The organism is Kumtagia sp., assembly GCF_059502445.1.
Genome location: NZ_JCACER010000067.1, coordinates 1 through 21,023 on the forward strand (window position 1 = coordinate 1; position 21,023 = coordinate 21,023).

Consider the following 21,023-nt stretch of genomic DNA (forward strand, 5'->3'; position numbering starts at 1 on the left):
CTCGCCAAACCAGATGGCTTTCCACTATGCATGACTTTCCCCGGACAGCCCTGCCTCAAGGGGGAGGGGGATCTTGCCGCGGTTCCGCCAAACGTGAATCGGTTGCGATTTCGCTCGGCATGGCGACCACAAAATCCCCCTCCCCCTTGAGGGGAGGGGTTAGGGGTGGGGGTGCGAGCCGCTCGCCATATGCGATTGCCATCGGAAGGATCGATCGCGGCGGCCGACGGGATATGCGATCACCGTTCGTAGAACTTGTTCAGCCGGGCGCTGATCACGATCTCGTTGAGGCAGACCGAGGCGGGCCGCGTGGCGAGGAACAGCACGAGCTCGGCCAGATCCTCCGGCTGCAGCATCTCGGCCCGCTCCTGCGCGCTCGGCGGCTGCGGGCGCTTGTCGAGGATCGGCGTGGCCACCTCGGCCGGCAGGATGGCGGTCGAGCGGATGCCGTTGCGGTATTCCTCCATGTTGATGCTCTGGCTCATCGCCACGACGGCGTGCTTGGCCGCCGTATAGACGGGCCCGCTCACCGGGTGGATGAATTTTCCCGCCCACGAAGCGGTATGGATCAGCAGCCCTTGCTTGGCTCGGCGCATGGGGTGCATCGCGGCGGCCGCGCAGTAGAAGGCCGCGGAAAGGTTGCCGTTGATCAGCGAATCGATGCTGTCCGTCGTCAGGTCCCGCCACGCCCTTTCGGCGATGTTGCCGCCGGCATTGTTGACGAGGATGTCGAGGCGCCCGAACCGCTCCTCGATCTCGCCGACGATCGCGCCCGCCGTCTCCGGCTGCGTCAGGTCGCCGGCCCGCGCAACGGCCGTGCCGCCGCTGGCGGCGATTTTCTCCGCTGTCTGCTCCAGCGCCTCCTGGCGCCGACCCGTCAGCACCGCGACGCAGCCGGCGCCCGCCAGCGCGGTGGCGACCGCCTGTCCGATGCCGCTGCCCGCTCCGGTGACCCAGGCGACTTTTCCAACCAGACTGTCCATGCCGCTTCGCCCTTCTTGATCTGCGACGCTGATAGCGAACGCGGATGCGCAAGCACAAGAGGGCAGCCGTCCGCCGGTGACGCGACAGACGGCGACGGCACGCCGCCGGCCGGCGCCCGTCAGCCGCGATGGTCGAGCCTGGCGACGAGCCGGTCGCCGGCATACTGGATGAGGCATACCAGCACGATCAGCACGGCGACCACGGCGACCATCACCATCGTTTCGAAGCGCTGGTAGCCGTAGCGGATGGCCAGATCCCCGAGGCCGCCCGCGCCGATCGCGCCGGCCATGGCCGACGCGCCGACGAGCGTCACCAGCGTCACGGTGAAACCGGCGACGAGGCCGGGCAGCGCTTCCGGGACCAGCACCTCGCGGACGATCGTCCAGCGGTTGCCGCCCATGGCGCGGGCCGCCTCGACCAGCCCGTGATCCACCTCGCGCAGCGAAACCTCCGCGATGCGCGCATAATAGGGCGTGGCGGCGATCGACAGCGGCACGATCGCCGCCCAGGTGCCGATCGACGTGCCGACGATCAGCCGCGTCAGCGGGATCAGGGCGACGAGCAGGATGATGAACGGCACCGAGCGGAAACCGTTGATGATGGCGCCGAGGATACGATTGAACCACAGGTTCTCGGCGATGCCGCCGCGATCGGTGGCGACCAGCGCCAGGCCGAGCGGCAGGCCCGCGACCAGCGAGATCAGGCCGGAGGCGGCCGTCATCAGGATGGTTTCCCAGGTCGAGCGGACAAGCAGTTCAAGCATCACCGGCGACATGGCCGAGCACCTCCGTTCGCGCGCCGCGCGCTTGAAGAAATTGGCTGACCCTGGCCGCGTCTTCGCCGCCGCCCGGGATCGCCAGGAACAGCGTGCCGACCGGCTCGCCCTGGATCGTCTCGATGCCGCCGTGGATCAGCCGGAAGGACACCTTCAGCGTGCCGGCAAGATCGGAGAGCAGCGCCTGGCGCGCCGCGTCGCCGAAGACGTCGACCCTGAGCACGGCTTCCCCGACAGGTTCGGGCGAAAGCCTGCCCGCGATCTCGGGCGGCAACTGCGGACGCATGCCGGCCAGCAGCCGTTGCGTGACCTCCGACTTCGGTTCGGCAAAAACCGACCAGACCGGTCCCTCCTCGACGATGCGTCCCTGGTCTATGACCGCAACACGATCGGCGATCGACCGGATCACCTCCATCTCGTGGGTGATGAGCAGGATGGTGAGGCCGAACCGGCGGTTGATGTCCTTCAGCAGTGCCAGGATCGAGCGCGTCGTCTCAGGATCGAGCGCCGACGTCGCCTCGTCCGAAAGCAGCAGGGCCGGATTGGCGGCCAGCGCGCGGGCTATGCCGACACGCTGCTTCTGGCCGCCGGAAAGCTGCGCCGGATAGCTTCCGGCCTTCTCGGGCAGCCCGACGAGGTCCAGAAGCTCGGCGGCCCGGCGGATGCGCTCCGCCTTGCCGATTCCCGCGATCTTCAACGGCAGGGCGACGTTCTGCGCCACGGTCTTGGCCGAGAGCAGGTTGAAATGCTGGAAGATCATGCCGATGCGCCGGCGCAGCGGCTGCAGGTCGCGCTCGCCGAGCCGGCTGATCTCCCGGCCCTCGATGAACACCTCGCCGGAATCGGGCCGCTCCAGGCCGTTGAGGCAGCGGATCAGCGTCGACTTGCCCGCGCCGCTGCGACCGATGATGCCGAGAATCTCGCCCTTGTGGACGGTCAGCGAGACGCCGTCGAGTGCCGCCGTCCGCCCGAACCGGCGGCGCAGGTCGGTCAGGCGGACGACATCATGATGCAGCCCGGCGCGTTCCACCGGCACTCCTGCTGAAATGTGTACGTTCATTATACGTCCAGGTCCGTGTAAAAACAGGTCGGCGGCCCGCGTCGAACGCAGGCCGCCGCAGCCGGTGCGTATCGGCTCAGTAGGCGCTGATGCCCGTTCCCTTGTACACCCGATCGAACTCGGCCTTCACCGTTTCGTTCTGGTAGGATTCGACCAGGGTCTTCACCCAGGGCTCGTTCTCGGCGCCGGCTTTCACGGCGATGAAGTTGCGGTACGGATTGTCGGCCACCGGCTCCTGGGCGATGCGCTCGTCAGGGGTCAGGCCGCTCTTCAGCGCCCAGTCGGTGTTCACCACCGCCGCGTCGAGATCGTCGACCGAGCGTCCGACGATGCCGGCGTCGAGTTCCTTGATGTCGAGCTTCCTCGGATTTTCGGCGATGTCGGTCACCGTGGCGAGGATGCCGGTGCCGTCCTTCAGCTTGATCAGCCCTTCGTTCTGCAGCACGCGCAGCGCGCGGCCCTCGTTCGACGGGTCGTTGGGCACGCCGACCACGGCGCCTTCCGGCAACTCGGCGACTGTCTTGTGCTTCTTCGAATAGAGGCCGATCGGCCACACGGCGGTATAGCCGGCCGGCACGATGTGGTAGCCCTGCGTCTTGATCTGGTTGTCGAGATAGGGCTGGTGCTGGAAGGCGTTGGCATCTATCTCGCCGCGCTCCAGCGCCTCGTTCGGCTGGGTATAGTCGTTGAAGACCACGGTCTCGATGGTGAGGCCGCGCCTGGCGCCTTCCTCGACGACGACGCGCCACACGTCCTCGTCCTCGCCGCTGATGATCCCGACCTTGATCTCCTTCTTGTCCTGGGCGAGGACCGGCGCGCCGAATGCGAAGCTGCCGAGCGCCACGGCGGAGGCGAGCAGCATGCCGAGGCCGGTCCGGCGGGTCACGGCGCTGGCAAGCGGATATGTATTTTTCGGGTCGGACATGATCGTTCCTGGCGGGTTGCTGTTGAGGCTGGATCATCGGCGATGCCGCCATTTTGCGCAAAGGAACGCTTTTCCTGCCTAATCGCCGGGCAGGAATACTGTCTCAAATAATGGCTCGAAATGAGAGCCGGAACCTCCGTCTTCGCAGGTGCGAAAAGTGAGGGGGAAATGAGGGGAAATGAGCGGTGCGTGCCGCAGGCCTTGCAGCATGCTGCTCTCCCCGGTCGCACGAGTGTGCCGCAAGCCCAGGCCCGCCGGTCTACGCCGGCCTGCGGGCATCCTGCTCGAGGTGCCGGCGGCGCCATGCGGACGGCGCCTCGCCCGTGTGCCGGCGGAAGAAGCGCGAGAAATAGGCGGGATCGCCGAACCCCACCTCGCGGCCGATGTCCTCGACCGGGCGTATGGTGAACATCAGCAGCCGCTTCGCCTCGAGCAGCCGCCGCTTCTGCAGCATGTCCTTGACGGTCGAGCCGAAGACCTCGTGGGCGGCCTTGTCGAGCAGATGCGGCGTGGTCGCCAGCAGTTCGACATAGGCGCCGACCGGCAAATCCTTGCGAAAATGCCGATCGACCGCCCGCCGCAGCGCTGCCGCGAGCGCCACGGTCGGCGACGCCGAGAGACCGGTCGAGCCTTCTCCCAGGCGGGCGATCAGCGACAGAACGACACCGATCAGCCCCGTCAGCACCTTGTCGGCGGCGGGGCCATGCGTCCGATACTCGGCCGCGATCATGTCGACGAGAGCGCCGATCCCCGCCCAGCCGGCATCGTCACGGCCGCCGGTGATGAAGACCGGCGCATCGAGGCCGAGATCGACGCGCGGCGCCAGCGTCTTCAGCATGCCGTCCGAAATGGATATCACGAAGGCGTCGGACTCCACGTCGACGTCGAAGCCATGGATGACGTTGCTCGGCACGAAGCTCACCGTCGGTGCCGAAAAGTTCCAAGTCTCGTCTTCGATGCGATAGGTCCCGCTCCCCCGGAACCAGTATGTGATCTGCCCCATCGATGGATGCTGGTGCGGAGCGACATGGCCGAAGTGCAGGGATTTGCGTTCCATGACGGTTTCGACATGGAGGAAGCCGACTTCGAGTGGGCGGCTCGGCTCGCCATAGACGAAGAATTCGGGGACATCGCGGCGCGCGGACATACCGGAAAAAGTACCAGCGAATTTGCGTCTTTGTCCATGGTCGCGCTCGCCGGCCGGGACTAGCATCCGCACAATCCAGAGGAGGAGACAACGATGCGCGCCGAAGACCATCGCAGCGACAAGGCCCGGCCCTTCACAGGCCAGGAATATCTGGCGAGCCTCCGGGACGGGCGCGAGGTCTATATCAATGGCGAACGCGTCGCCGATGTCACCGCCCATCCCTCGATGCGCAACGCTGCCCGCTCGCTGGCGCGGCTCTACGATTCCCTGCACGCTCCAGACGCGCGGGACAGGCTGACATCGCCCACCGACACCGGCTCCGGCGGCTACACGCACAAGTATTTCCGCGTGGCGCGTTCGTCGGAGGAACTCGTCGCCCAGCAGGGGGCAATCGCCGAGTGGGCGCGCATGTCCTACGGCTGGATGGGTCGCACCGCCGACTACAAGGCGGCGCTGATGAACACGCTCGGCGCTAATGCCGACTGGTACGGCCCGTTCAGGGACAATGCGCTCGCCTGGCACAAGCGTGCCCAGGAGTCGGTGCTGTTCATGAACCACGCCATCGTCAATCCGCCGATCGATCGCCACAAGCCGGCGGATGCCGTGAAGGACGTGTTCGTCCACATCACCAGGGAAACCGACGCCGGCATCCACGTCTCGGGCGCCAAGGTGGTGGCCACCTCGTCGGCGCTCACCCACTACAACTTCCTGGCCCAGGGCTCGGCGACGGTGACCGAGGATCCGTCGCTGTCGGTCATGTTCATCGTCCCGATGAACGCGCCGGGCGTCAAGATGTTCTGCCGGGTCTCATATGAGCAGACGGCGAATACGGTCGGCCATCCGTTCGACTATCCGCTGTCCTCGCGCTTCGACGAGAACGACGCGATCCTCGTGCTCGACGACGTCTTCATCCCCTGGGAGGACGTGCTGGTGCTGCGCGACGCGCAGAAAATCCTGTCATTCCATCCGGCGTCGGGTTTCATGCACGGCTACTGTTTTCAGGGCTGCACGCGCTTCGCGGTAAAACTCGACTTCCTCGCAGGGCTGCTCGCCAAGGCGCTGCGCGCCACCGGTGGCGACGCCTTCCGGGGCAACCAGGCGGCGCTCGGCGAAGTGATCGCGCTCCGGCACATGTTCTGGAGCTTTTCGCATGCCATGGCGCGCAATCCGCAACCCTGGGCCAACGGCGCGGTGCTGCCGAACATGGAGGCCGCGCTTTCCTATCGCACCTTCATGTCGGAAGCCTATCCGCGCGTCGTCGACACGGTCCGCCGGGTGATCGCCTCGGGTCTCATCTACCTGCCGTCCTCGGCGCGCGATTTCGACAATCCCGAGATCGACCGCTATCTCGCGCAATACGTGCGCGGCTCGAACGACATGGGCCATGTCGAGCGCATCAAGATCATGAAGCTGCTGTGGGATGCGACCGGCACGGAGTTCGGCGGGCGCCATGCCCTCTACGAGCTCAACTATGCCGGCGCGCCGGAGGAAGTCCGTCTGCAGGTGCTGAAGGGCGCGGAGCGCGGCGGCCGGCTGAAGGAGATGGAGGCGCTGGTCGACCGGTGCATGGCCGACTACGACGAGAAGGGCTGGACCGGCGACACCTGGCTGCCGCCGCTCGGCGACGCATCGCCCGTCCGCGACGCCGCCGAATGAGGCGGCGGCCATGGACACCGCCACCAGGGCCGAATTCCGCAACGCCATGGCGCGGGTCTGCGCGCCCGTCAACGTCGTCACCACCAATGGGGCGGCCGGCCGGGGCGGCTTCACGGCGACCGCCATGTGCAGCGTCACCGACGAGCCGCCGACCCTGCTGGTCTGCATGAACATGCGCTCGGCGCAAGGCAGTCTGTTCGTCGAGAACCGCCGCTTCTGCGTCAACGTGCTGACGCAGGAGCACAAGGAACTCGCCGGCTATTTCGCCGGCCAGCGATCCGACATGGAGGCACGCTACGCGGCCGCCGAGTGGATCGACCTTCCCTCGGGCAATCAGGCGCTTGCCGATGCGATCGTCTCCTTCGACTGCCGGCTTGCCGAAGCCCGGCCGGTCGGCACGCACAACATCTTCATCGGCGAAGTGGTCGGTATCCGCTCGCGCCGGGACGGCCATGCGCTGCTCTATTTCGACCGCAACTACGTGCATGTTCCGACCCAGGCCGGAAGTTTTGGCGGCTGACCTTCCCGGTCGGGCGCTCCGCGCGAGAAATCGCTTGACAACCCGCCATCTATTTAACACGTTAAGTATAAAGCCGCACGGGAGGAACCTTGCCGCATCTGATCGTGGAGTACTCGGCCAATCTCGACGGCCGCGCCGACATCGCCGGCCTGTGTGACCGGCTGCTGGCGACCGTGCTGGCGTCCGGCCTGTTCGAGGTTGGCGCGGTGCGTGTCCGTGCCCTGCGTGCGGACCACTATGCGATCGCCGACCGCCTGCCGGAGAACGCCTTCGTGGATCTCAACTTCCGCATCGGCAAGGGCCGAACGATCGAGGAATGCAGGCAGGTGGGCGAGGCGATTTTCCGGACGGCGCAGGATGTGCTGGAGTCGCTCTTCGCCAGCCCGCACTTCGCGCTCTCGCTGGAGATCCGGGAGATCGATCCCGATCTGAGCTGGAAGCGCAACGCCATCCATCAGCGCCTGCGCGGCAGGTAGGTTCCGTCGCCGGGGCCAGTCAGGAAACAGACGATGTCCAAGCTGCAAGAGAACCTCTCCAGGGCGGAAAACTATCTCGCCGGCTTCCGGGAGCGCGGCGTGCTCAACCGCATCGGCGGCGAGGATGTGCCCGCTGAGGACGGCTCTGTTTTCGAGACCATATCGCCGATCGACCTGAAACCGCTGGCGGCGGTCGCGCGCGGCAAGGCCGCCGACGTCGACCGGGCGGCAAAGGCCGCGAAGGCGGCGTTCGCGGAATGGACGGCGATGCCCGGCGAGAAGCGCAAGGCGGTGCTGCACGCGATCGCCGACGCCATCGTGGCGCGTGCGGAGGAAATTGCCTTCGTCGAATGCATGGACACCGGCCAGGCGCTGAAGTTCATGTCCAAGGCGGCGCTGCGCGGCGCCGAGAATTTCCGCTTCTTCGCCGACAAGGCGCCGGAGGCGCGCGACGGCAGGGCCCTGCGCGCCGAGGGCCAGGTCAACATGACTACCCGTGTCCCGATCGGCCCGGTAGGCATCATCACGCCGTGGAACACGCCGTTCATGCTGTCGACCTGGAAGATCGCTCCGGCGCTCGCCGCCGGCTGCACCATCGTCCACAAGCCTGCCGAGCTTTCGCCGCTGACGGCCAGGCTGCTGGTCGAGATCGCGGAGGGGGCGGGGCTGCCCAAAGGCGTCTGGAATCTCGTCAACGGTTTCGGCGAGGAGGCCGGCCGCGCGCTCACCGAGCATCCGCTGATCAAGGCGATCGGCTTCGTCGGCGAGAGCCGCACCGGCTCGCTGATCATGAAGCAGGGCGCTGATACGCTGAAGCGCGTGCATTTCGAGCTCGGCGGCAAGAATCCCGTCGTCGTCTTCGCCGATGCCGATCTCGAACGCGCCGCCGACGCCGCCGTCTTCATGATCTATTCGCTGAACGGCGAGCGCTGTACGTCGTCGTCGAGGCTGCTCGTCGAAGCGGGCGTCCACGACCGGTTCACCGCGCTGGTCGCCGAAAAGGCCAAGCGCATCAGGATAGGCCATCCGCTCGACCCGGAAACGGTGATCGGTCCGCTCATCCATCCGGTGCACGAGAGGAAGGTGCTCGATTACATCGAGGTCGGCCGGTCGGAAGGCGCGACGGTGATGGCCGGCGGCGGCAAGGCCGAGGGCCCGGGGGGAGGCTGTTATGTGCAGCCGACGCTGTTCGCCGGCGCGAACAACGGCATGCGCATCGCCCAGGAAGAGATATTCGGCCCGGTGCTGACGGCGATCCCCTTCAAGGACGAGGCCGAGGCGTTGGCGCTCGCCAACGACGTCCGCTACGGCCTCGCGGCCTATCTGTGGACGTCGGACGTCACCCGCGCCTTCCGGTTCTCGGATGCGCTCGAAGCCGGCATGATCTGGGTGAACTCGGAAAACGTGCGCCATCTGCCGACGCCGTTCGGCGGCGTCAAGAATTCGGGCATCGGCCGCGACGGCGGCGACTGGTCCTTCGACTTCTACATGGAGACGAAGAACGTCGCCTTCGCGACGAAGGCCCATGCCATCCAGAAGCTGGGCGGCTGATCGCGGGCATCAGCCGGGACAGGCCCGCCGCCGCGTCCGGCGGGCAGGAGGAGACATCGATGCCGATCCCCAAGCCGAACCTCTATCCGCCGTTCAACATCGTGCGGCTCAGCCATGTCGAGTTCGGCGTGACCGACCTTGCCCGGTCGCGCGCCTTCTACGTCGACACGCTGGGGCTCCAGGTCACCGACGAGACCGCCGACGCCATCTACCTGCGCGCCATGGAGGAGCGGGGCCATCACTGCATCGTGCTCAGGAGGTGCGGCAGGGCGGAAGCCCGCGATCTCGGCTTCAAGGTGTTCGCCGAGGACGACCTCGACAAGGCCGCCGGCTTCTTCGAAGGCAGGGGCCTGCCGGTCGAGTGGGTCGAGCGGCCCTACCAGTCCCGCACCTTCCGGACCCGCGACCCGCACGGCATTCCCCTCGAATTCTACTCGAAGATGGACCGTCTGCCGCCGATCCACCAGAAATACGCGCTCTACAGGGGCGTGAAGCCGCTGCGCATCGATCATTTCAACTGCTTTTCGCCGAATGTCGACGAATCGGTCGCGTTCTTCAACGAAATCGGCTTCCGGGTGACCGAATACACCGAGGACGAGGACACGAAGCGCTTGTGGGCGGCCTGGACGCATCGCAAGGGCGGCGTTCACGACATCGCCTTCACCAATGGCCGCGGGCCGCGTCTCCATCACACCGCCTTCTGGGTGCCGACGCCGCTCAACATCATCGACCTGCTCGACCTGATGTCGACCACGGGCTGGCTCGCCAATATCGAGCGCGGTCCTGGCCGGCACGGCATATCCAACGCGTTCTTCCTCTACGTGCTCGACCCCGACGGTCACCGGATCGAGATCTACTGCTCCGACTACCAGACCGTCGATCCGGATCTCGAGCCGATCCGATGGGACCTCAAGGATCCGCAGCGCCAGACCCTGTGGGGGGCGGCGGCGCCGAAATCCTGGTTCGAGCACGGCAGCCTGTTCGCCGGCACGGATGTCGTCGACGCGCAACTGAACGCGCAGCCGATCATCGCCCCCTGACCGAAAGGATGGCCGACGACATGCGTCCAAGATTCCTGAGCTTCAGCCGGCAGGGCCGGCACGGCTATGGCCTCGCCGTTGCCGGCGGCGTGATCGATCTCTGCGCGCGTCACGCGGCGCGCTGGCCGAGCTTGCGCGCGGTCGTAGAGGACGGCGCGCTGGTCGCCCTGGCCGAGGACAATGCGGGGCGCGCGCCGGATCTGCCGCTGGACGATATCCGCTTCGAGATACCGGTTCCGTCGCCGGAGAAGATCATCTGCGTCGGGGTCAACTTCCCCGACCGCAACGAAGAGTACAAGGACGGCCAGGCGGCACCCTCCAACCCTTCCCTGTTCATCCGCTTCCCGCGATCCTTCACCGGTCACGGGCAGCCGCTGATCCGTCCCCCCGAAAGCCCCCAGCTCGACTACGAGGGCGAGATCGTCATCGTCATCGGCAAAGGTGGGCGGCGCATTCCGGAAGCGGACGCGCTCGACCACATCGCGGCCGTGTCGCTCTGCAACGAAGGCACCATCCGCGACTGGGTGCGGCATGCGAAATTCAACGTCACCCAGGGCAAGAATTTCGACCGCAGCGGCGCGATGGGGCCGTGGCTGCTTCCCTACACGGACGAGAGCCAGCTCGCCGACATCCGGCTCGAGACCCGCGTCAACGGCGAGGTGCGTCAGAGCGACCGCACCGGCCGGATGATCTTCTCCTTCCGCCGGATCATCGGCTATGTCTCGACCTTCACGACGCTGGTTCCGGGCGACGTGATCGTCACCGGCACGCCGACCGGCGCCGGCGCGCGTTTCGATCCGCCGGTCTGGCTGAAGCCCGGCGACGTCGTCGAGGTCGAGGCCGAGGGGATCGGCGTCCTCCGGAACACCATCGCCGACGAGGCCGCGTCATGATGAAGCCGGATGAGATCGAAGCGGCGGCGCAAAACCTCGACGAGGCGGAACGGACGCGCCGGCAGATCGGCCTGCTGTCGCTCGCGCATCCGGCGATCGACATGGACGACGCCTACGCGATCCAGGCGGCCTGGATCAGGCGGAAGCTGGCGGCCGGCCGCAGCCCGATCGGCTGGAAGATCGGCCTGACCTCGAAGGCGATGCAGTACGCTCTGAACATCGACACCCCGGATTCCGGCGTTCTGCTCGACGACATGGTGTTCGAGGACGGCGCGACGGTTCCTGCCGACCGCTTCATCCAGCCGCGCGTCGAGGCCGAGATCGCCTTCATCATGAAGGCGCCGCTGAAGGGGCCTGGAGTCACCGTATTCGACGTGCTCAACGCGGCGGACTACGTCACGCCGGCGCTGGAAATCCTCGATACCCGCATCGTGCGCGTCGACCCGGCGTCGAAGAAGGCGCGCACCATCTTCGACACTATTTCCGACAATGCCGCCAATGCCGGCGTCGTCACTGGCGGCCGCGCCGTGCGGCCGGATCAGGTAGACATGCGCTGGATGGGCGCGATCGTCACCCGCAACGGCGAGGTGGAGGAGACGGGCCTCGGCGCCGGCGTCCTCAACCAGCCGGCCCGCGGCGTCGCCTGGCTGGCGAACCGGCTCGCGCGCTACGGCGAGGGCATCGACGCCGGCCAGATCGTGCTGGCCGGATCGTTCATCCGTCCGATCGAAGCGGGCCACGGCGACACCATCCTTGCCGACTTCGGACCGTATGGATCGGTCGGCCTGTTCTTCGCCTGATCCGCTCCGCCAATTGCCGGCGTTGCTGATTGGCGGCCGGGGCGAGGACGAGCCTGCTGGCCTGAGGGCCGACAGCTCCTATTCCGACGCCGGCCGGTCGGCCTTCAGGGCGGCCAGCTCGCCGAGCAGTTCCAGCAGCCGTTCGCGCCGCTCGGCGCCGAAGCGCGCGTCGATCTCGGCATAGGCGCGCAGGCTGTGCGGCATGACCGCGTCGATGACGGCCTGGCCGGACGGCGCGAGCCTGAGCAGCACGCGGCGCCCGTCGGCCTCGTCCTTCTGCCTGGTGATGAAGCCGCGTTCCTCGAGCGAGCGGATCATGCGCGTCAGGCTCGGCGCCAGGATGAAGGCCTTTTCCGCCACCTCGGTGGCGTCGAGGGTTCCCTCCTCGGACAGCACGCGGATCACTCGCCACTGCTGCTCGCTCACGTCGTGCGCGGCCAGGATCGGCCGGAAATGGCTCATGACCGCCTCTCTCGCCCGCAGCAGCTCGATGGCCAGCGAGCGGCGGGCCGGTCGCGGCGTGGAAGCCGTTTCTCCGGTTCGCGGCTTGGCGGTTTCGGACCGTCGGTTCTTCATGCGGCCTTGTCCTGCAGGCGGGTCTATACGATCGCGCCATCTGACACGCGATACGGGGCCGGAGCAAATCCAGCGGCACGCGGCCTCCACTATGGAGGCGTACCGTGCCGGACTGCTTTGGGCGTTTGGAAAGGGAGCAGGCCCGCGTCAGACGGCGCGATTGTGCGTCGGCGACCGTCCGCCGCCGTCGGCGACCAGCACGGCGCCGGTGACGAAGGAGGCCTCGTCCGAAGCGAGGAACAGGCAGCAGGAGGCGATCTCGGCCGGTTCCGCCACGCGGCGCAGCGCGATGCGCTGCGTCAGTGCCGTGAACTCGGCTTCGGCGGAGGTGCCGTTCTGGCGTGCGGCTACCTCCATCTCGTATTCGCTCATCGGCGTGCGCACCCAGCCGGGGGCGACCGCATTGGCGCGCACGCCGTCGGCGCCATGCGCGTAGGCGAGCGTGCGGGTGAAGGACACCAGCGCCGCCTTGCTCGCCGAATAGGCGGCGTTGACCGGGCTGCCGTTGAACGCGCCGACGGAGGCGATGTTGACGATCGCGGCGCCGGGCCGGCCCTTGAGCAGCGGCATCGCGGCGCGGCAGACCTTCATCGCGCCGGTGAGGTTGACCGAAAGGCTGGCCTCCCACGCATCGTCGGTGAGCGTTTCCGGCGTGTCGGGCAGCATGATCCCCGCGGCGTTGACGACGATGTGCAGACTGCCGCCGCACGCCTCGAGAGCGCGCGCGACGTCGACGTTGTCGGCGACGCTGCCATGCACGGCGCGACCGCCCGTGGCGCGCGCGGCCTCGTCCAGCATTTCTCCGCCGAGCCCGAACAGCACCACCGATGCGCCCTCGCGCGCGAAAAGCGCGGCGGTGGCGCGGCCCATGCCCGTCGCCGCTCCGGTGATCAGCGCGACGCGCCCCGCGAGCCGGTCCGTCATTCGAGCCCCCATTTGTCTTCGACCGCATAGCCGGTTTCCGGCAGCGTGGCGCCGCCGTCGACCACGATGGTCTGGCCGGTCGTGTATCTGGCCTCGGGCGAGGCGAGGTAAAGCATGGCGTGCGCCACGTCGTCGGCCTCGCCCATGCGGCCCACGGGGATGTGGCGGCCGATGGCTGCCTGCTTCTGCGGCGTCGACAGCGTGCCGCGGCCCGGCTTGGCGATGAAGCCCGGCTCGACGCCGTTGACGGTGATGCCGTCGCGTGCGAGCTCGAAGGCGGCGCCGCGGACGAAGGCGTTCACGCCCGCCTTGGCGGCCGAATAATGGGCGCCGCCGCCCATGGCGACCCGCGCCGAGACGGAGGACGTGACCAGCAGCCGGCCGAAGCCGTTCGCCCGCATGTGCGGCGCAGCCGCCTGCACCAGCCAGACGAAGGCGTCGAGATTGATGTCCAGCGCCGCGGAGAGCTTGTCCTCGTCAAGGTCCTCGATGGAGGCCCAGGGGCAGCCGCCGGCATTGTGGATCACGATGTCGAGCCGGCCCTCGGCGTCGGCCAGCCGGTCGACCATGCCGCGGATCGCCGCCCGGCCCGTACCCGGCCAGGCGACCGTCCGGGCGGCAAGGCCCAGCGATTTCAGTTGCGTTGCCAGCGCCTCCGCCGGCTCCGGCGTGCGGTTGCAGATCGCGACCCGCGCGCCGGCCTCGGCAAGACGCGTGACGATCGCCGCGCCGATGCCGCGCCCGCCGCCAGTCACCAGCGCCACCCGCCCGGACAGGTCGAAGGCCATGGCTCAGGCCACGCCCTGCGCGCGCGCCATCGCCGCGAAGCGCTCGAAAACCCCGGCATGGCGGGCGACATCCGCGGGCGTCGTCGCCGGGCACATCAGGAACATGGTGTGGAACGGCGTCACCAGTATGCCCTCGTTCATGTAGAAGGCGTGGAGCAGCGTCTCGAGATCACCGCGCCGCGTCGCCGCCACCTCGGCGGCATTGCGCGGCGGCACCGGCGTGAACATGATCTCGGCCCGCGCGCCGATCTGGGTGACGTGCCAGGGCAGCCCGTGGCGGGCTATGGCGGCACGGGCCGCGTCCGCCAGCTCGCCGGCGCGGGCGATCATGTTCTCGTAGTTCCGCGGCGTCAGGATCTCCTCCAGCACCGCGCGCATCGTGGCAATGGTCAAGGCGTTGCCGGCGAGCGTGCCGCCGATCCCGAAATGCGAGGACTGGCGCTGCCGCGGGTTGACGTGCGGCACCACGTCCCAGAGCCGCGCCGCGATGGCTTCGTCGAGGCCGAAGATGCCGGCCGGTATGCCGCCGGCGATCGCCTTGCCGGCAACGAAGATGTCCGGCTCCAGCCCGTGCAGCCGGGTATATCCGCCGGGACCGCAGGAAATCGTGTGCGTCTCGTCGATGACGAGCAGGGTGCCGGTCCGGCGTGTGGCGGCGCGGACGGCCTGGTGAAAACCGTCCGCGACCGGGATCATGCCGAAATTGGTCATCAGCGGCTCCATGAGCACGCAGGCGACGTCGCCCGGCGCCAGCGCCGCCTCGAGCGCGGCGACGTCGTTGAACTGCACCACCGTCGACACGCGCGCATGATCCACGCCGTTCGGGTGAATCATGTTGCGCATGCGCATGCGGCCCTCGTGCAGCTCGACATGCGCCTCGTCGATGCCGCCATGATAGCAGCCGGAAAAGACGAGCACCTTGTCGCGGCCGGTGATCATGCGGGCGATGCGGATCGCGCCGCGATTGGCGTCCGTGGCCGAGGTGGTCAGCGTCCAGTAAGGCAGGCCGAAGCGGCGCGCGAGTTCCTCGCCGACCCAAAGACTGTCCTCGGTCGGCATCATGTGCGTGGTGCCGCGGCGGAGCTGCTCGGTGGCGGCGCGCGTCACTGCTTCCGGCGCATGGCCGCACATGCCGCCGGTGTCGCCCAGGCAGAAATCGACATAGTGATGCCCGTCGATGTCGCGGACGTGGCAGCCCTCAGCCTGCTCGACATAGACCGGAAAGCCGCCGGCCCAGCGGCGCATCCAGTGCGAAGGCCCGCCATAGAGGAAGTGCTGGCGGCCGCGCGCCCACGCTTCCGCCGAGCGCGGATGCGTGGCAGCGAAGCGCGCCTGCTCGGCGTCGATCAGCCGGTCGACCGCGGCGGCGAGCCCGGGGGCCTTGTCGTTATTCAGAGCGAAATCCATGCGGTCTTCAGGTCCGTGTATTTGTCCAGTGCGTGCAGCGACTTGTCGTGGCCGTTGCCCGATTGCCTGACGCCCCCGAGCGGCACCGTGATGTCGGCTCCTCCATAGGTGTTGACGTGCACCACGCCCGCCTTGATCGCGCGCACCATCCGATGGGCGCGCGACAGGCTGGAGGTCCAGACCGCCGCGGCGAGGCCGTATGACGTGGCGTTGGCGATGCGGACCGCGTCGGCCTCGTCGTCGAAGGGAATGGCCGCAAGCACCGGGCCGAACACCTCCTCGCAGGCAAGCGCCATGTCGGGATGCACCGCGTCGAACAGGGTCGGCTGCATGTAGTAGCCGCCCGTCTCCTCGAGGATGCGCCGGCCGCCGGTGACCAGCACGGCACCCTCGGCGGCCGCGCGCTCGACATGGGCGAGGTTGCGCTCAAGCTGCGCGGCGCTGTTGACCGCGCCTGCCTCTGTGGCGAGGTCGAGCGGGTCGCCCACCGTCATGCGCGCCGCGATCGCCGCCACTTTCGCCACGAACGCCTCGCGGATGGAGCGTTCCACCAGCAAGCGGGAGCCCGCTACGCAGACCTGCCCGGAATTGCGGTAGATGCCTTGCGCGGAGATTTTCGCGGCGAGATCGAGATCCGGCGCGTTGGCGAACACGATGTTGGGCGACTTGCCGCCGAGTTCGAGATAGACGCGCTTGAGGTTGGACCGGGCGGAATATTCGAGCAGGCGGCGACCGGTGGCGCCGGACCCGGTGAAAGCCAGCACGTCGACGTCCATGTGCAGGCCGAGCGCCTCGCCGGCGACCGCGCCGCGCCCGGTTACCACGTTGAGCACGCCTTCGGGCAGGCCTGCCTCGGCGCAGAGCTCCGCCAGCCTGAGGAGCGAAAGCGACGCCGTCTCCGCCGGCTTCAGCACCACGCAGTTGCCGGCGGCCAGCGCCGGCGCGATCTTCCAGGCGCCGATCATCAGCGGGAAGTTCCAGGGCACGATGGCCGCCACGACGCCGACCGGCTCGCGGTGGACGAGGCCGAGCACGTTGTCGGCCGTCGGCGCGATCTCGCCATGCACCTTGTCGACCGCTTCGGCATAGTAGCGGAAGGTGCCGGCCGCGCTGCCGGGCTCGGCCTTGTAGGCCATGGCGATCTCGGTGCCGTTGTCGCGCACGCCGAGCACGGCGAGTTCCAGCGCGTGCTTCTCGATCAGGTCGGCGATTCTGTGCAGCACCTTCTTGCGCTCAGCGGGCGCGGCGCGCGGCCAGGAGCCGGTGTCGAACGCCTTGCGCGCCGCGATGACCGCGCGTTCGACGTCGGTCGCGCCGGCATCGGCCAGCGTGGTCAGCCTGCTGCCGTCGAGCGGCGAGACTACGTCCAGCGTCGTCCCGGCGCTCGCCGGCTCGTGCCTGCCGGCGATGAACAGCTGCTGCGGGGCGATGCTTAGATTGCGCAGCGCGTCGATCTGATCCTGTCGCATGGTCTACCTGCTTTCCGTCGCGAGTTCGGCACGCGCGCGCCGGCCGCGCAGTTGCGCGACGATGAAGAGTGCTACGGCAACGATGGCGAAGCCGAGCAGCGTTGCGGCGATCGGGCGCGTGAGGAAAATGCTCGGATCGCCGTTCGACAGGCTCAGCGACTGCTTCAGGCGCACCTCCAGCATGGGGCCGAGCACCAGGCCTATGACCAGCGGGAACGCCGGTATGCCGTTGCGCAGCATGAAGCGGCCGATCACGGCGAAGATCACCGCGATCAGCGCGTCGGAGAGGCGATAGTTCTGCGTGTACGAGCCGATGAGTGCCAGCACGAGTATGGTCGCGCCGATGATCTTCGGGTTGAGGCTGGAAAGCCGCACGATGTGCTTCGTGGCGAAGAGCAGGAACGTCAGCACGATCACGTTGAGCAGGAACAGCGAGATGTAGAGCCCCGAGATGAAATCGGGATGCTCGGCGAAGAGCTGCGGGCCGGGAATGATGTTGTGGATCATGAACACGGCGAGCAGCATCGCCATCAGCGGATCGGCGGGAATGCCCAGCGACAGCAGGGGCACGAGCACCGTCGAGGTGCAGGCGCTGATCGAGGTTTCGGAGGCGACGAGGCCTTCCGGCGAGCCCTTGCCGAACTCCTCGGGCTTCTTCGAGAAGCGGCGGGCGAGCGAATAGGACAGGAACTGCGCGCCGAATTCGCCGACGCCCGGCAGCAGGCCCATGACGACGCCGAGGCCGGAGGAGCGGGCGAGCGTGCGCGGATAGCGGAACACCTCCATCAGGCCGCGGAAGCGGCTGTGGCCTTCCAGGCCGGTGGGCCGCTGGCGGACACGGTCGGTGCCCAGAAGGACGAAGGCCTGCGACATGGCGAAGAGGCCGATGACCACCGGCACCATCGGCACGCCGCCGAGCAGCCATTGCTGGCCGAAGGTGTAGCGCTGCGTGTTGAACGGGGACTCGAAGCCGACCGAGCCGAGGAACATGCCGAGGCCGAGCGAAAGCAGGGCGGCGACGACGTGTTTCTGGTGGGCGAGCAGCACCGACACCAGCGCCACCACGCAGACCATCGCGTATTCCGGCGCGCCGAACCGTTCGGCCACCCGGGCGAGGTACGGCGCCAGCAGCACCAGCGCCAGCACCGAGATCGTGCCGCCGACGAAGGACGAGGAGTAGGCGAGGGAGAGCGCGCGGTGCGCCTCGCCGCGGCGCGCCATCGGATATCCGTCATAGGTAGTCAGCACGTTGACCGGGGTGCCAGGCACGCGGATCAGGATCGCCGGGATGGCGCCGCCATACCAGGCGCCGCCATAGGCGCCGAGCAGGAGGGTCACGCCGGGCAGCGGCTCGAGCTGCAGGCTGAAGGGCAGCAGGATGGCCATGGCGCCGGCCGGCTCGAGACCCGGCACGGCGCCCACGAGGATGCCGAGCAGCGCGCCCAGCACCAGCGCCATGATGACCTGCCACGTCGCGATGTGCTCCAGGCCGAGCAGGAAGGCGTCGATCACAGGACGGCTCCGAACGTGTTGCCGACCCATGCGGGCAGCATCTGGACCATGGGGGGCAGCGGAAACCACAGGCCGATGCCGAGGCGGAAGATGAGGATGATGGCGATGGCGACGGTCAACGCCGTGAACGCCCATCTTCGCCCCCTGAGCCCGGCGCGCCAGACGACGAACTGCAGGAATGCGATCGTGGCGATCGCGAAGCCGAGATAGCTGACACCGAGCAGGTAGAGGCAGAACCAGAGGCTGTATTCCAGCGCCTGCCCGATCCCGCCGAACGCCCACATCGCCTGGCGGCGGAAGGCAGCCGGATCCGTTGCCGTGCGCCAGCCGGTCCACAGGCGGCGGCCGAGCACGATGCCGGCGACCGCGGCCATGCCGAGGCACAGCGCCGGCCAGGCGACCGGGGCGAGGTACCAGCCCTTGCCTGCCGGCGGCAGGCGTGTCGCCACGGGCGCCAGCAGCAGCAGGACCAGCGCGACGAGGGTCAGCACCAGGGCCGCCAGCCCCTCGGCCGGAGGCGGCACCTCGGCGTCGAAATCGTCCTCGACGATGTCGAACTCGCTGCTTGGCGTGCCATGTGCACTCATCAAACGCTCCGGCCGGCATCGAGAGACGCGCCGTCGGCCGGCGCGCCTCCGGCGCTCAGTTGCCCTTGGCGGCTTTCACCAGCGCCTCGGCGGCCGCGTAGTCGGCATCGATGCGGGCCGCGGCATCGCTGGCGTTCTGCCAGTAGACGCCCGCTCCGGTGGCCTTGGCGATGTCCTGCGCCTTGCTCGTCTGCATCGCCCTTTCGGCGATGGCCGCGATCCGTTCCTTGATCTCCGGCGGCGTGCCCTTCGGCACGAACAGGCCGTTCCACAGGGTGATCTTCAGGTCCGGGACCTGAGCCGACAGCAGCGGCGCGTCGGGCATGATGGAGAGCGGCTGGTCGGTATAGGCGGCCAGGACCTTCACGTCGCCGAGGCAGCCGAGCACGGTCGCCATCGTGGTGTTCATCACGTCGACGTCTCCGGTGGAAAGCGTCGAGCAGTCGAGGGAATCGAAGGCGGCGTCGCTGGAAAAGGAGAAGCCCAGCGCCTTGGCCGCGGCGAAGGTCTCCATCGTCGGCACGAGGTCGTAACCGAAATGGCCGAGCTTCACCGGGCTCGCCTTGGCGTGCTCCGCCAGTTCGGCGAGGTTCGAATAGGGCGCGTCCTTCTTGGCGACCAGCGCGAAGGGATAGGTCAGGAAGATACCGACGGGCTCGAAGGTCTCGCGGTCGTAGGCCGCGTTGCCCTGGATGATGTGCATCGTCGGCACGTCGATGACGAACGAGCCGATCGTGTAGCCGTCGGCTTGCGACTGGGAAACCGCGGTGGCGCCTTCGACACCGCCGCCGCCGGGCCGGTTGATCACCTTGGCGGGAACGCCGGTCTCCCGGGTCATCTCGTCGGCGATGATGCGCGTGAGCTGGTCCTCGAGGTCGCCGGGAGGCCAGGGCACGATGAAGGTCACCGGGCGCTCCGGGTAGTCGGCGAGGGCCATGCCCGCGCCTGAAAGCGCCAGCATCGCGCCGGCAAGAAGAATCCCTGTCAGTCTACGCATTTGCGGTCTCCCATTGGCTGTGTTCGAGTTCTTTCTTTCGTGGTTCATTATTTGAACCATCATTTCAAATATAGACTTGCAAATCACCCGGCTTGCTGTCAACCTGATTTGTGTCGGAGGTTGCCGGGAGGCTTTGGGGAAGGAATCTGGTGAGCACGGTCGGCAAGGCAATCTCGCTTCTGGAATTGTTCAGCATCGACACGCCCGAGCTCGGGCTGACCGACGTCGCGCGGCGTTCCGGCTACGACAAGGCGACGACGCGGCGCCTGCTCGTCTCGCTCGCCGATCACGGCTTCATCGAGCAGGACCCGGTGGCGCGCCTCTACCGGCTGGGTCCTGGCCTGACACGGCTGGCGCGCATCCGCGAGGCGCGGTTCCCGTTCCTGCAGACCTCGCTGCCCTATATCCGCGAGCTCGCGGTCTCGACGGCGGAAACGGTCCATCTGTCGGAGGCAAGCAACGGCTCGCTGCTGACGGTCTATGTCGAGCATCCGGCGCGCGCCAACCGCGTGAACGTGAACCTCGGCGAACTCCTGCCGCTTCACTCGACCGCGTCGGGTATCGCCTTCCTGGCGCATGCCCGCGAGTTGGTGCGGCGCTCGGCGCTGGCGCAGCCGCTCGCCGCCTTCACGGCGCATACGGTGACCGACCCGGCGCTGCTGCAAGCCCAGGTCAAGGCGGCTTCCGGACGTGGATATTCGGTCAGCGACCAAGGCTACGAGGACGGCGTGGCGAGCGTCGCCGCGGCGATACTCGGTGCCGACGGACATGCCATCGGCACGCTGGCGGTCGCCGCGCCGCTGGTCCGCACGGACAGCGCGACGTCCGCCGAGCGGGGCGAGGCGGTCGCGGCCGCGGCGCGCGAGATCACGGAAAAACTTACCGGCGAGCGCTACGAGACGGTCCGCCACCGGTCTTCGACATGAGGAGATATGC

The 21,023-nt window shown here is 67.8% G+C and carries 22 protein-coding genes; 9 read left to right on the top strand and 13 right to left on the bottom strand.

Annotated features, from left to right (window positions below; translation table 11 throughout):
• Positions 1 to 239: 239 nt before the first annotated feature.
• From AC5JDC_RS18755 to AC5JDC_RS18775, 5 genes are all read right to left on the bottom strand, one after another.
• Entirely contained in the window at positions 240 to 983 is a 744-nt protein-coding gene (locus AC5JDC_RS18755) for an SDR family oxidoreductase (protein WP_495843527.1), read from the bottom strand.
• A 119-nt stretch (positions 984 to 1,102) separates the two neighbouring features.
• Complete coding sequence (locus AC5JDC_RS18760) at positions 1,103 to 1,759, bottom strand: methionine ABC transporter permease (protein WP_495843529.1); 657 nt, start codon at positions 1,757 to 1,759, stop codon at positions 1,103 to 1,105.
• Positions 1,740 to 2,819: a methionine ABC transporter ATP-binding protein gene (locus AC5JDC_RS18765; protein ID WP_495843531.1), complete on the bottom strand. Its 1,080-nt coding sequence runs from the start codon at positions 2,817 to 2,819 to the stop codon at positions 1,740 to 1,742. The genes AC5JDC_RS18760 and AC5JDC_RS18765 overlap by 20 nt, the downstream gene beginning before the upstream one ends.
• A 76-nt stretch (positions 2,820 to 2,895) precedes the next feature.
• Complete coding sequence (locus AC5JDC_RS18770; RefSeq protein WP_495843532.1) at positions 2,896 to 3,744, bottom strand: MetQ/NlpA family ABC transporter substrate-binding protein; 849 nt, start codon at positions 3,742 to 3,744, stop codon at positions 2,896 to 2,898.
• 259 nt (positions 3,745 to 4,003) lie between these two features.
• Positions 4,004 to 4,747, bottom strand: coding sequence for a helix-turn-helix domain-containing protein (locus AC5JDC_RS18775; protein ID WP_245428287.1), 744 nt, complete (start codon positions 4,745 to 4,747; stop codon positions 4,004 to 4,006).
• A 24-nt stretch (positions 4,748 to 4,771) separates the two neighbouring features.
• On the opposite strand from AC5JDC_RS18775, the gene AC5JDC_RS18780 reads away from it, so the two are divergent.
• From AC5JDC_RS18780 to hpaH, 8 genes are all read left to right on the top strand, one after another.
• Positions 4,772 to 4,954, top strand: coding sequence for a hypothetical protein (locus AC5JDC_RS18780; RefSeq protein ID WP_495843535.1), 183 nt, complete (start codon positions 4,772 to 4,774; stop codon positions 4,952 to 4,954).
• A 30-nt stretch (positions 4,955 to 4,984) separates the two neighbouring features.
• Complete coding sequence (locus AC5JDC_RS18785; RefSeq protein ID WP_106770487.1) at positions 4,985 to 6,547, top strand: 4-hydroxyphenylacetate 3-hydroxylase N-terminal domain-containing protein; 1,563 nt, start codon at positions 4,985 to 4,987, stop codon at positions 6,545 to 6,547.
• Positions 6,548 to 6,557: 10 nt separating this feature from the next.
• On the top strand, positions 6,558 to 7,067 hold the full coding sequence (locus AC5JDC_RS18790; protein WP_106770486.1) for a flavin reductase: 510 nt from the start codon (positions 6,558 to 6,560) through the stop codon (positions 7,065 to 7,067).
• An 89-nt stretch (positions 7,068 to 7,156) separates the two neighbouring features.
• A complete protein-coding gene (locus AC5JDC_RS18795; protein ID WP_495843538.1) occupies positions 7,157 to 7,543 on the top strand; it encodes a 5-carboxymethyl-2-hydroxymuconate Delta-isomerase in 387 nt (128 codons plus the stop codon).
• 33 nt (positions 7,544 to 7,576) lie between these two features.
• Entirely contained in the window at positions 7,577 to 9,094 is a 1,518-nt protein-coding gene (gene hpaE / locus AC5JDC_RS18800) for a 5-carboxymethyl-2-hydroxymuconate semialdehyde dehydrogenase (protein ID WP_495843540.1), read from the top strand.
• Between the two features lie 59 nt (positions 9,095 to 9,153).
• A complete protein-coding gene (gene hpaD, locus AC5JDC_RS18805; RefSeq protein ID WP_495843542.1) occupies positions 9,154 to 10,134 on the top strand; it encodes a 3,4-dihydroxyphenylacetate 2,3-dioxygenase in 981 nt (326 codons plus the stop codon).
• 20 nt (positions 10,135 to 10,154) lie between these two features.
• On the top strand, positions 10,155 to 11,027 hold the full coding sequence (locus tag AC5JDC_RS18810) for a fumarylacetoacetate hydrolase family protein (RefSeq protein WP_495843544.1): 873 nt from the start codon (positions 10,155 to 10,157) through the stop codon (positions 11,025 to 11,027).
• Positions 11,024 to 11,827, top strand: coding sequence for a 2-oxo-hept-4-ene-1,7-dioate hydratase (gene hpaH / locus AC5JDC_RS18815; protein WP_495843546.1), 804 nt, complete (start codon positions 11,024 to 11,026; stop codon positions 11,825 to 11,827). Before AC5JDC_RS18810 ends, hpaH begins: the two co-directional genes overlap by 4 nt.
• A gap of 78 nt (positions 11,828 to 11,905) precedes the next feature.
• On the opposite strand, the gene hpaR is transcribed toward hpaH, so the two are convergent.
• From hpaR to AC5JDC_RS18855, 8 genes are all read right to left on the bottom strand, one after another.
• Positions 11,906 to 12,403, bottom strand: coding sequence for a homoprotocatechuate degradation operon regulator HpaR (gene hpaR, locus AC5JDC_RS18820; RefSeq protein ID WP_495843548.1), 498 nt, complete (start codon positions 12,401 to 12,403; stop codon positions 11,906 to 11,908).
• Between the two features lie 147 nt (positions 12,404 to 12,550).
• Positions 12,551 to 13,327 carry an SDR family NAD(P)-dependent oxidoreductase gene (locus AC5JDC_RS18825; protein ID WP_495843550.1) on the bottom strand — a complete coding sequence of 259 codons (777 nt, stop codon included), beginning with the start codon at positions 13,325 to 13,327 and terminating at the stop codon, positions 12,551 to 12,553.
• Complete coding sequence (locus AC5JDC_RS18830; RefSeq protein WP_495843552.1) at positions 13,324 to 14,115, bottom strand: SDR family oxidoreductase; 792 nt, start codon at positions 14,113 to 14,115, stop codon at positions 13,324 to 13,326. Before AC5JDC_RS18830 ends, AC5JDC_RS18825 begins: the two co-directional genes overlap by 4 nt.
• Before the next feature lie 3 nt (positions 14,116 to 14,118).
• A complete protein-coding gene (locus tag AC5JDC_RS18835) occupies positions 14,119 to 15,522 on the bottom strand; it encodes a transaminase (RefSeq protein ID WP_495843554.1) in 1,404 nt (467 codons plus the stop codon).
• Positions 15,507 to 16,991, bottom strand: a complete 1,485-nt coding sequence (locus AC5JDC_RS18840; protein WP_495843556.1) for an aldehyde dehydrogenase — start codon at positions 16,989 to 16,991, stop codon at positions 15,507 to 15,509. Before AC5JDC_RS18840 ends, AC5JDC_RS18835 begins: the two co-directional genes overlap by 16 nt.
• Before the next feature lie 3 nt (positions 16,992 to 16,994).
• On the bottom strand, positions 16,995 to 18,503 hold the full coding sequence (locus AC5JDC_RS18845) for a tripartite tricarboxylate transporter permease (RefSeq protein WP_495843558.1): 1,509 nt from the start codon (positions 18,501 to 18,503) through the stop codon (positions 16,995 to 16,997).
• A complete protein-coding gene (locus tag AC5JDC_RS18850) occupies positions 18,500 to 19,090 on the bottom strand; it encodes a hypothetical protein (protein ID WP_495843560.1) in 591 nt (196 codons plus the stop codon). The genes AC5JDC_RS18845 and AC5JDC_RS18850 overlap by 4 nt, the downstream gene beginning before the upstream one ends.
• A gap of 55 nt (positions 19,091 to 19,145) precedes the next feature.
• Positions 19,146 to 20,087 carry a tripartite tricarboxylate transporter substrate binding protein gene (locus AC5JDC_RS18855; protein WP_495843562.1) on the bottom strand — a complete coding sequence of 314 codons (942 nt, stop codon included), beginning with the start codon at positions 20,085 to 20,087 and terminating at the stop codon, positions 19,146 to 19,148.
• A gap of 149 nt (positions 20,088 to 20,236) precedes the next feature.
• Between AC5JDC_RS18855 and AC5JDC_RS18860 the strand changes: the two genes are divergently transcribed.
• On the top strand, positions 20,237 to 21,013 hold the full coding sequence (locus tag AC5JDC_RS18860) for an IclR family transcriptional regulator (protein ID WP_495843564.1): 777 nt from the start codon (positions 20,237 to 20,239) through the stop codon (positions 21,011 to 21,013).
• Positions 21,014 to 21,023 lie beyond the last annotated feature (10 nt).

What these genes read in the sequence shown, in the direction of transcription:
- AC5JDC_RS18755 (WP_495843527.1), bottom strand. Translation starts at nt 983, where the DNA reads ATGGACAGTCTGGTTGGAAAAGTCGCCTGGGTCACCGGAGCGGGCAGC.
- AC5JDC_RS18760 (WP_495843529.1), bottom strand. Translation starts at nt 1,759, where the DNA reads ATGTCGCCGGTGATGCTTGAACTGCTTGTCCGCTCGACCTGGGAAACC.
- AC5JDC_RS18765 (WP_495843531.1), bottom strand. Translation starts at nt 2,819, where the DNA reads ATGAACGTACACATTTCAGCAGGAGTGCCGGTGGAACGCGCCGGGCTG.
- AC5JDC_RS18770 (WP_495843532.1), bottom strand. Translation starts at nt 3,744, where the DNA reads ATGTCCGACCCGAAAAATACATATCCGCTTGCCAGCGCCGTGACCCGC.
- AC5JDC_RS18775 (WP_245428287.1), bottom strand. Translation starts at nt 4,747, where the DNA reads ATGGGGCAGATCACATACTGGTTCCGGGGGAGCGGGACCTATCGCATC.
- AC5JDC_RS18780 (WP_495843535.1), top strand. Translation starts at nt 4,772, where the DNA reads ATGGCCGAAGTGCAGGGATTTGCGTTCCATGACGGTTTCGACATGGAG.
- AC5JDC_RS18785 (WP_106770487.1), top strand. Translation starts at nt 4,985, where the DNA reads ATGCGCGCCGAAGACCATCGCAGCGACAAGGCCCGGCCCTTCACAGGC.
- AC5JDC_RS18790 (WP_106770486.1), top strand. Translation starts at nt 6,558, where the DNA reads ATGGACACCGCCACCAGGGCCGAATTCCGCAACGCCATGGCGCGGGTC.
- hpaE (WP_495843540.1), top strand. Translation starts at nt 7,577, where the DNA reads ATGTCCAAGCTGCAAGAGAACCTCTCCAGGGCGGAAAACTATCTCGCC.
- hpaD (WP_495843542.1), top strand. Translation starts at nt 9,154, where the DNA reads ATGCCGATCCCCAAGCCGAACCTCTATCCGCCGTTCAACATCGTGCGG.
- AC5JDC_RS18810 (WP_495843544.1), top strand. Translation starts at nt 10,155, where the DNA reads ATGCGTCCAAGATTCCTGAGCTTCAGCCGGCAGGGCCGGCACGGCTAT.
- hpaH (WP_495843546.1), top strand. Translation starts at nt 11,024, where the DNA reads ATGATGAAGCCGGATGAGATCGAAGCGGCGGCGCAAAACCTCGACGAG.
- hpaR (WP_495843548.1), bottom strand. Translation starts at nt 12,403, where the DNA reads ATGAAGAACCGACGGTCCGAAACCGCCAAGCCGCGAACCGGAGAAACG.
- AC5JDC_RS18825 (WP_495843550.1), bottom strand. Translation starts at nt 13,327, where the DNA reads ATGACGGACCGGCTCGCGGGGCGCGTCGCGCTGATCACCGGAGCGGCG.
- AC5JDC_RS18830 (WP_495843552.1), bottom strand. Translation starts at nt 14,115, where the DNA reads ATGGCCTTCGACCTGTCCGGGCGGGTGGCGCTGGTGACTGGCGGCGGG.
- AC5JDC_RS18835 (WP_495843554.1), bottom strand. Translation starts at nt 15,522, where the DNA reads ATGGATTTCGCTCTGAATAACGACAAGGCCCCCGGGCTCGCCGCCGCG.
- AC5JDC_RS18840 (WP_495843556.1), bottom strand. Translation starts at nt 16,991, where the DNA reads ATGCGACAGGATCAGATCGACGCGCTGCGCAATCTAAGCATCGCCCCG.
- AC5JDC_RS18850 (WP_495843560.1), bottom strand. Translation starts at nt 19,090, where the DNA reads ATGAGTGCACATGGCACGCCAAGCAGCGAGTTCGACATCGTCGAGGAC.
- AC5JDC_RS18855 (WP_495843562.1), bottom strand. Translation starts at nt 20,087, where the DNA reads ATGCGTAGACTGACAGGGATTCTTCTTGCCGGCGCGATGCTGGCGCTT.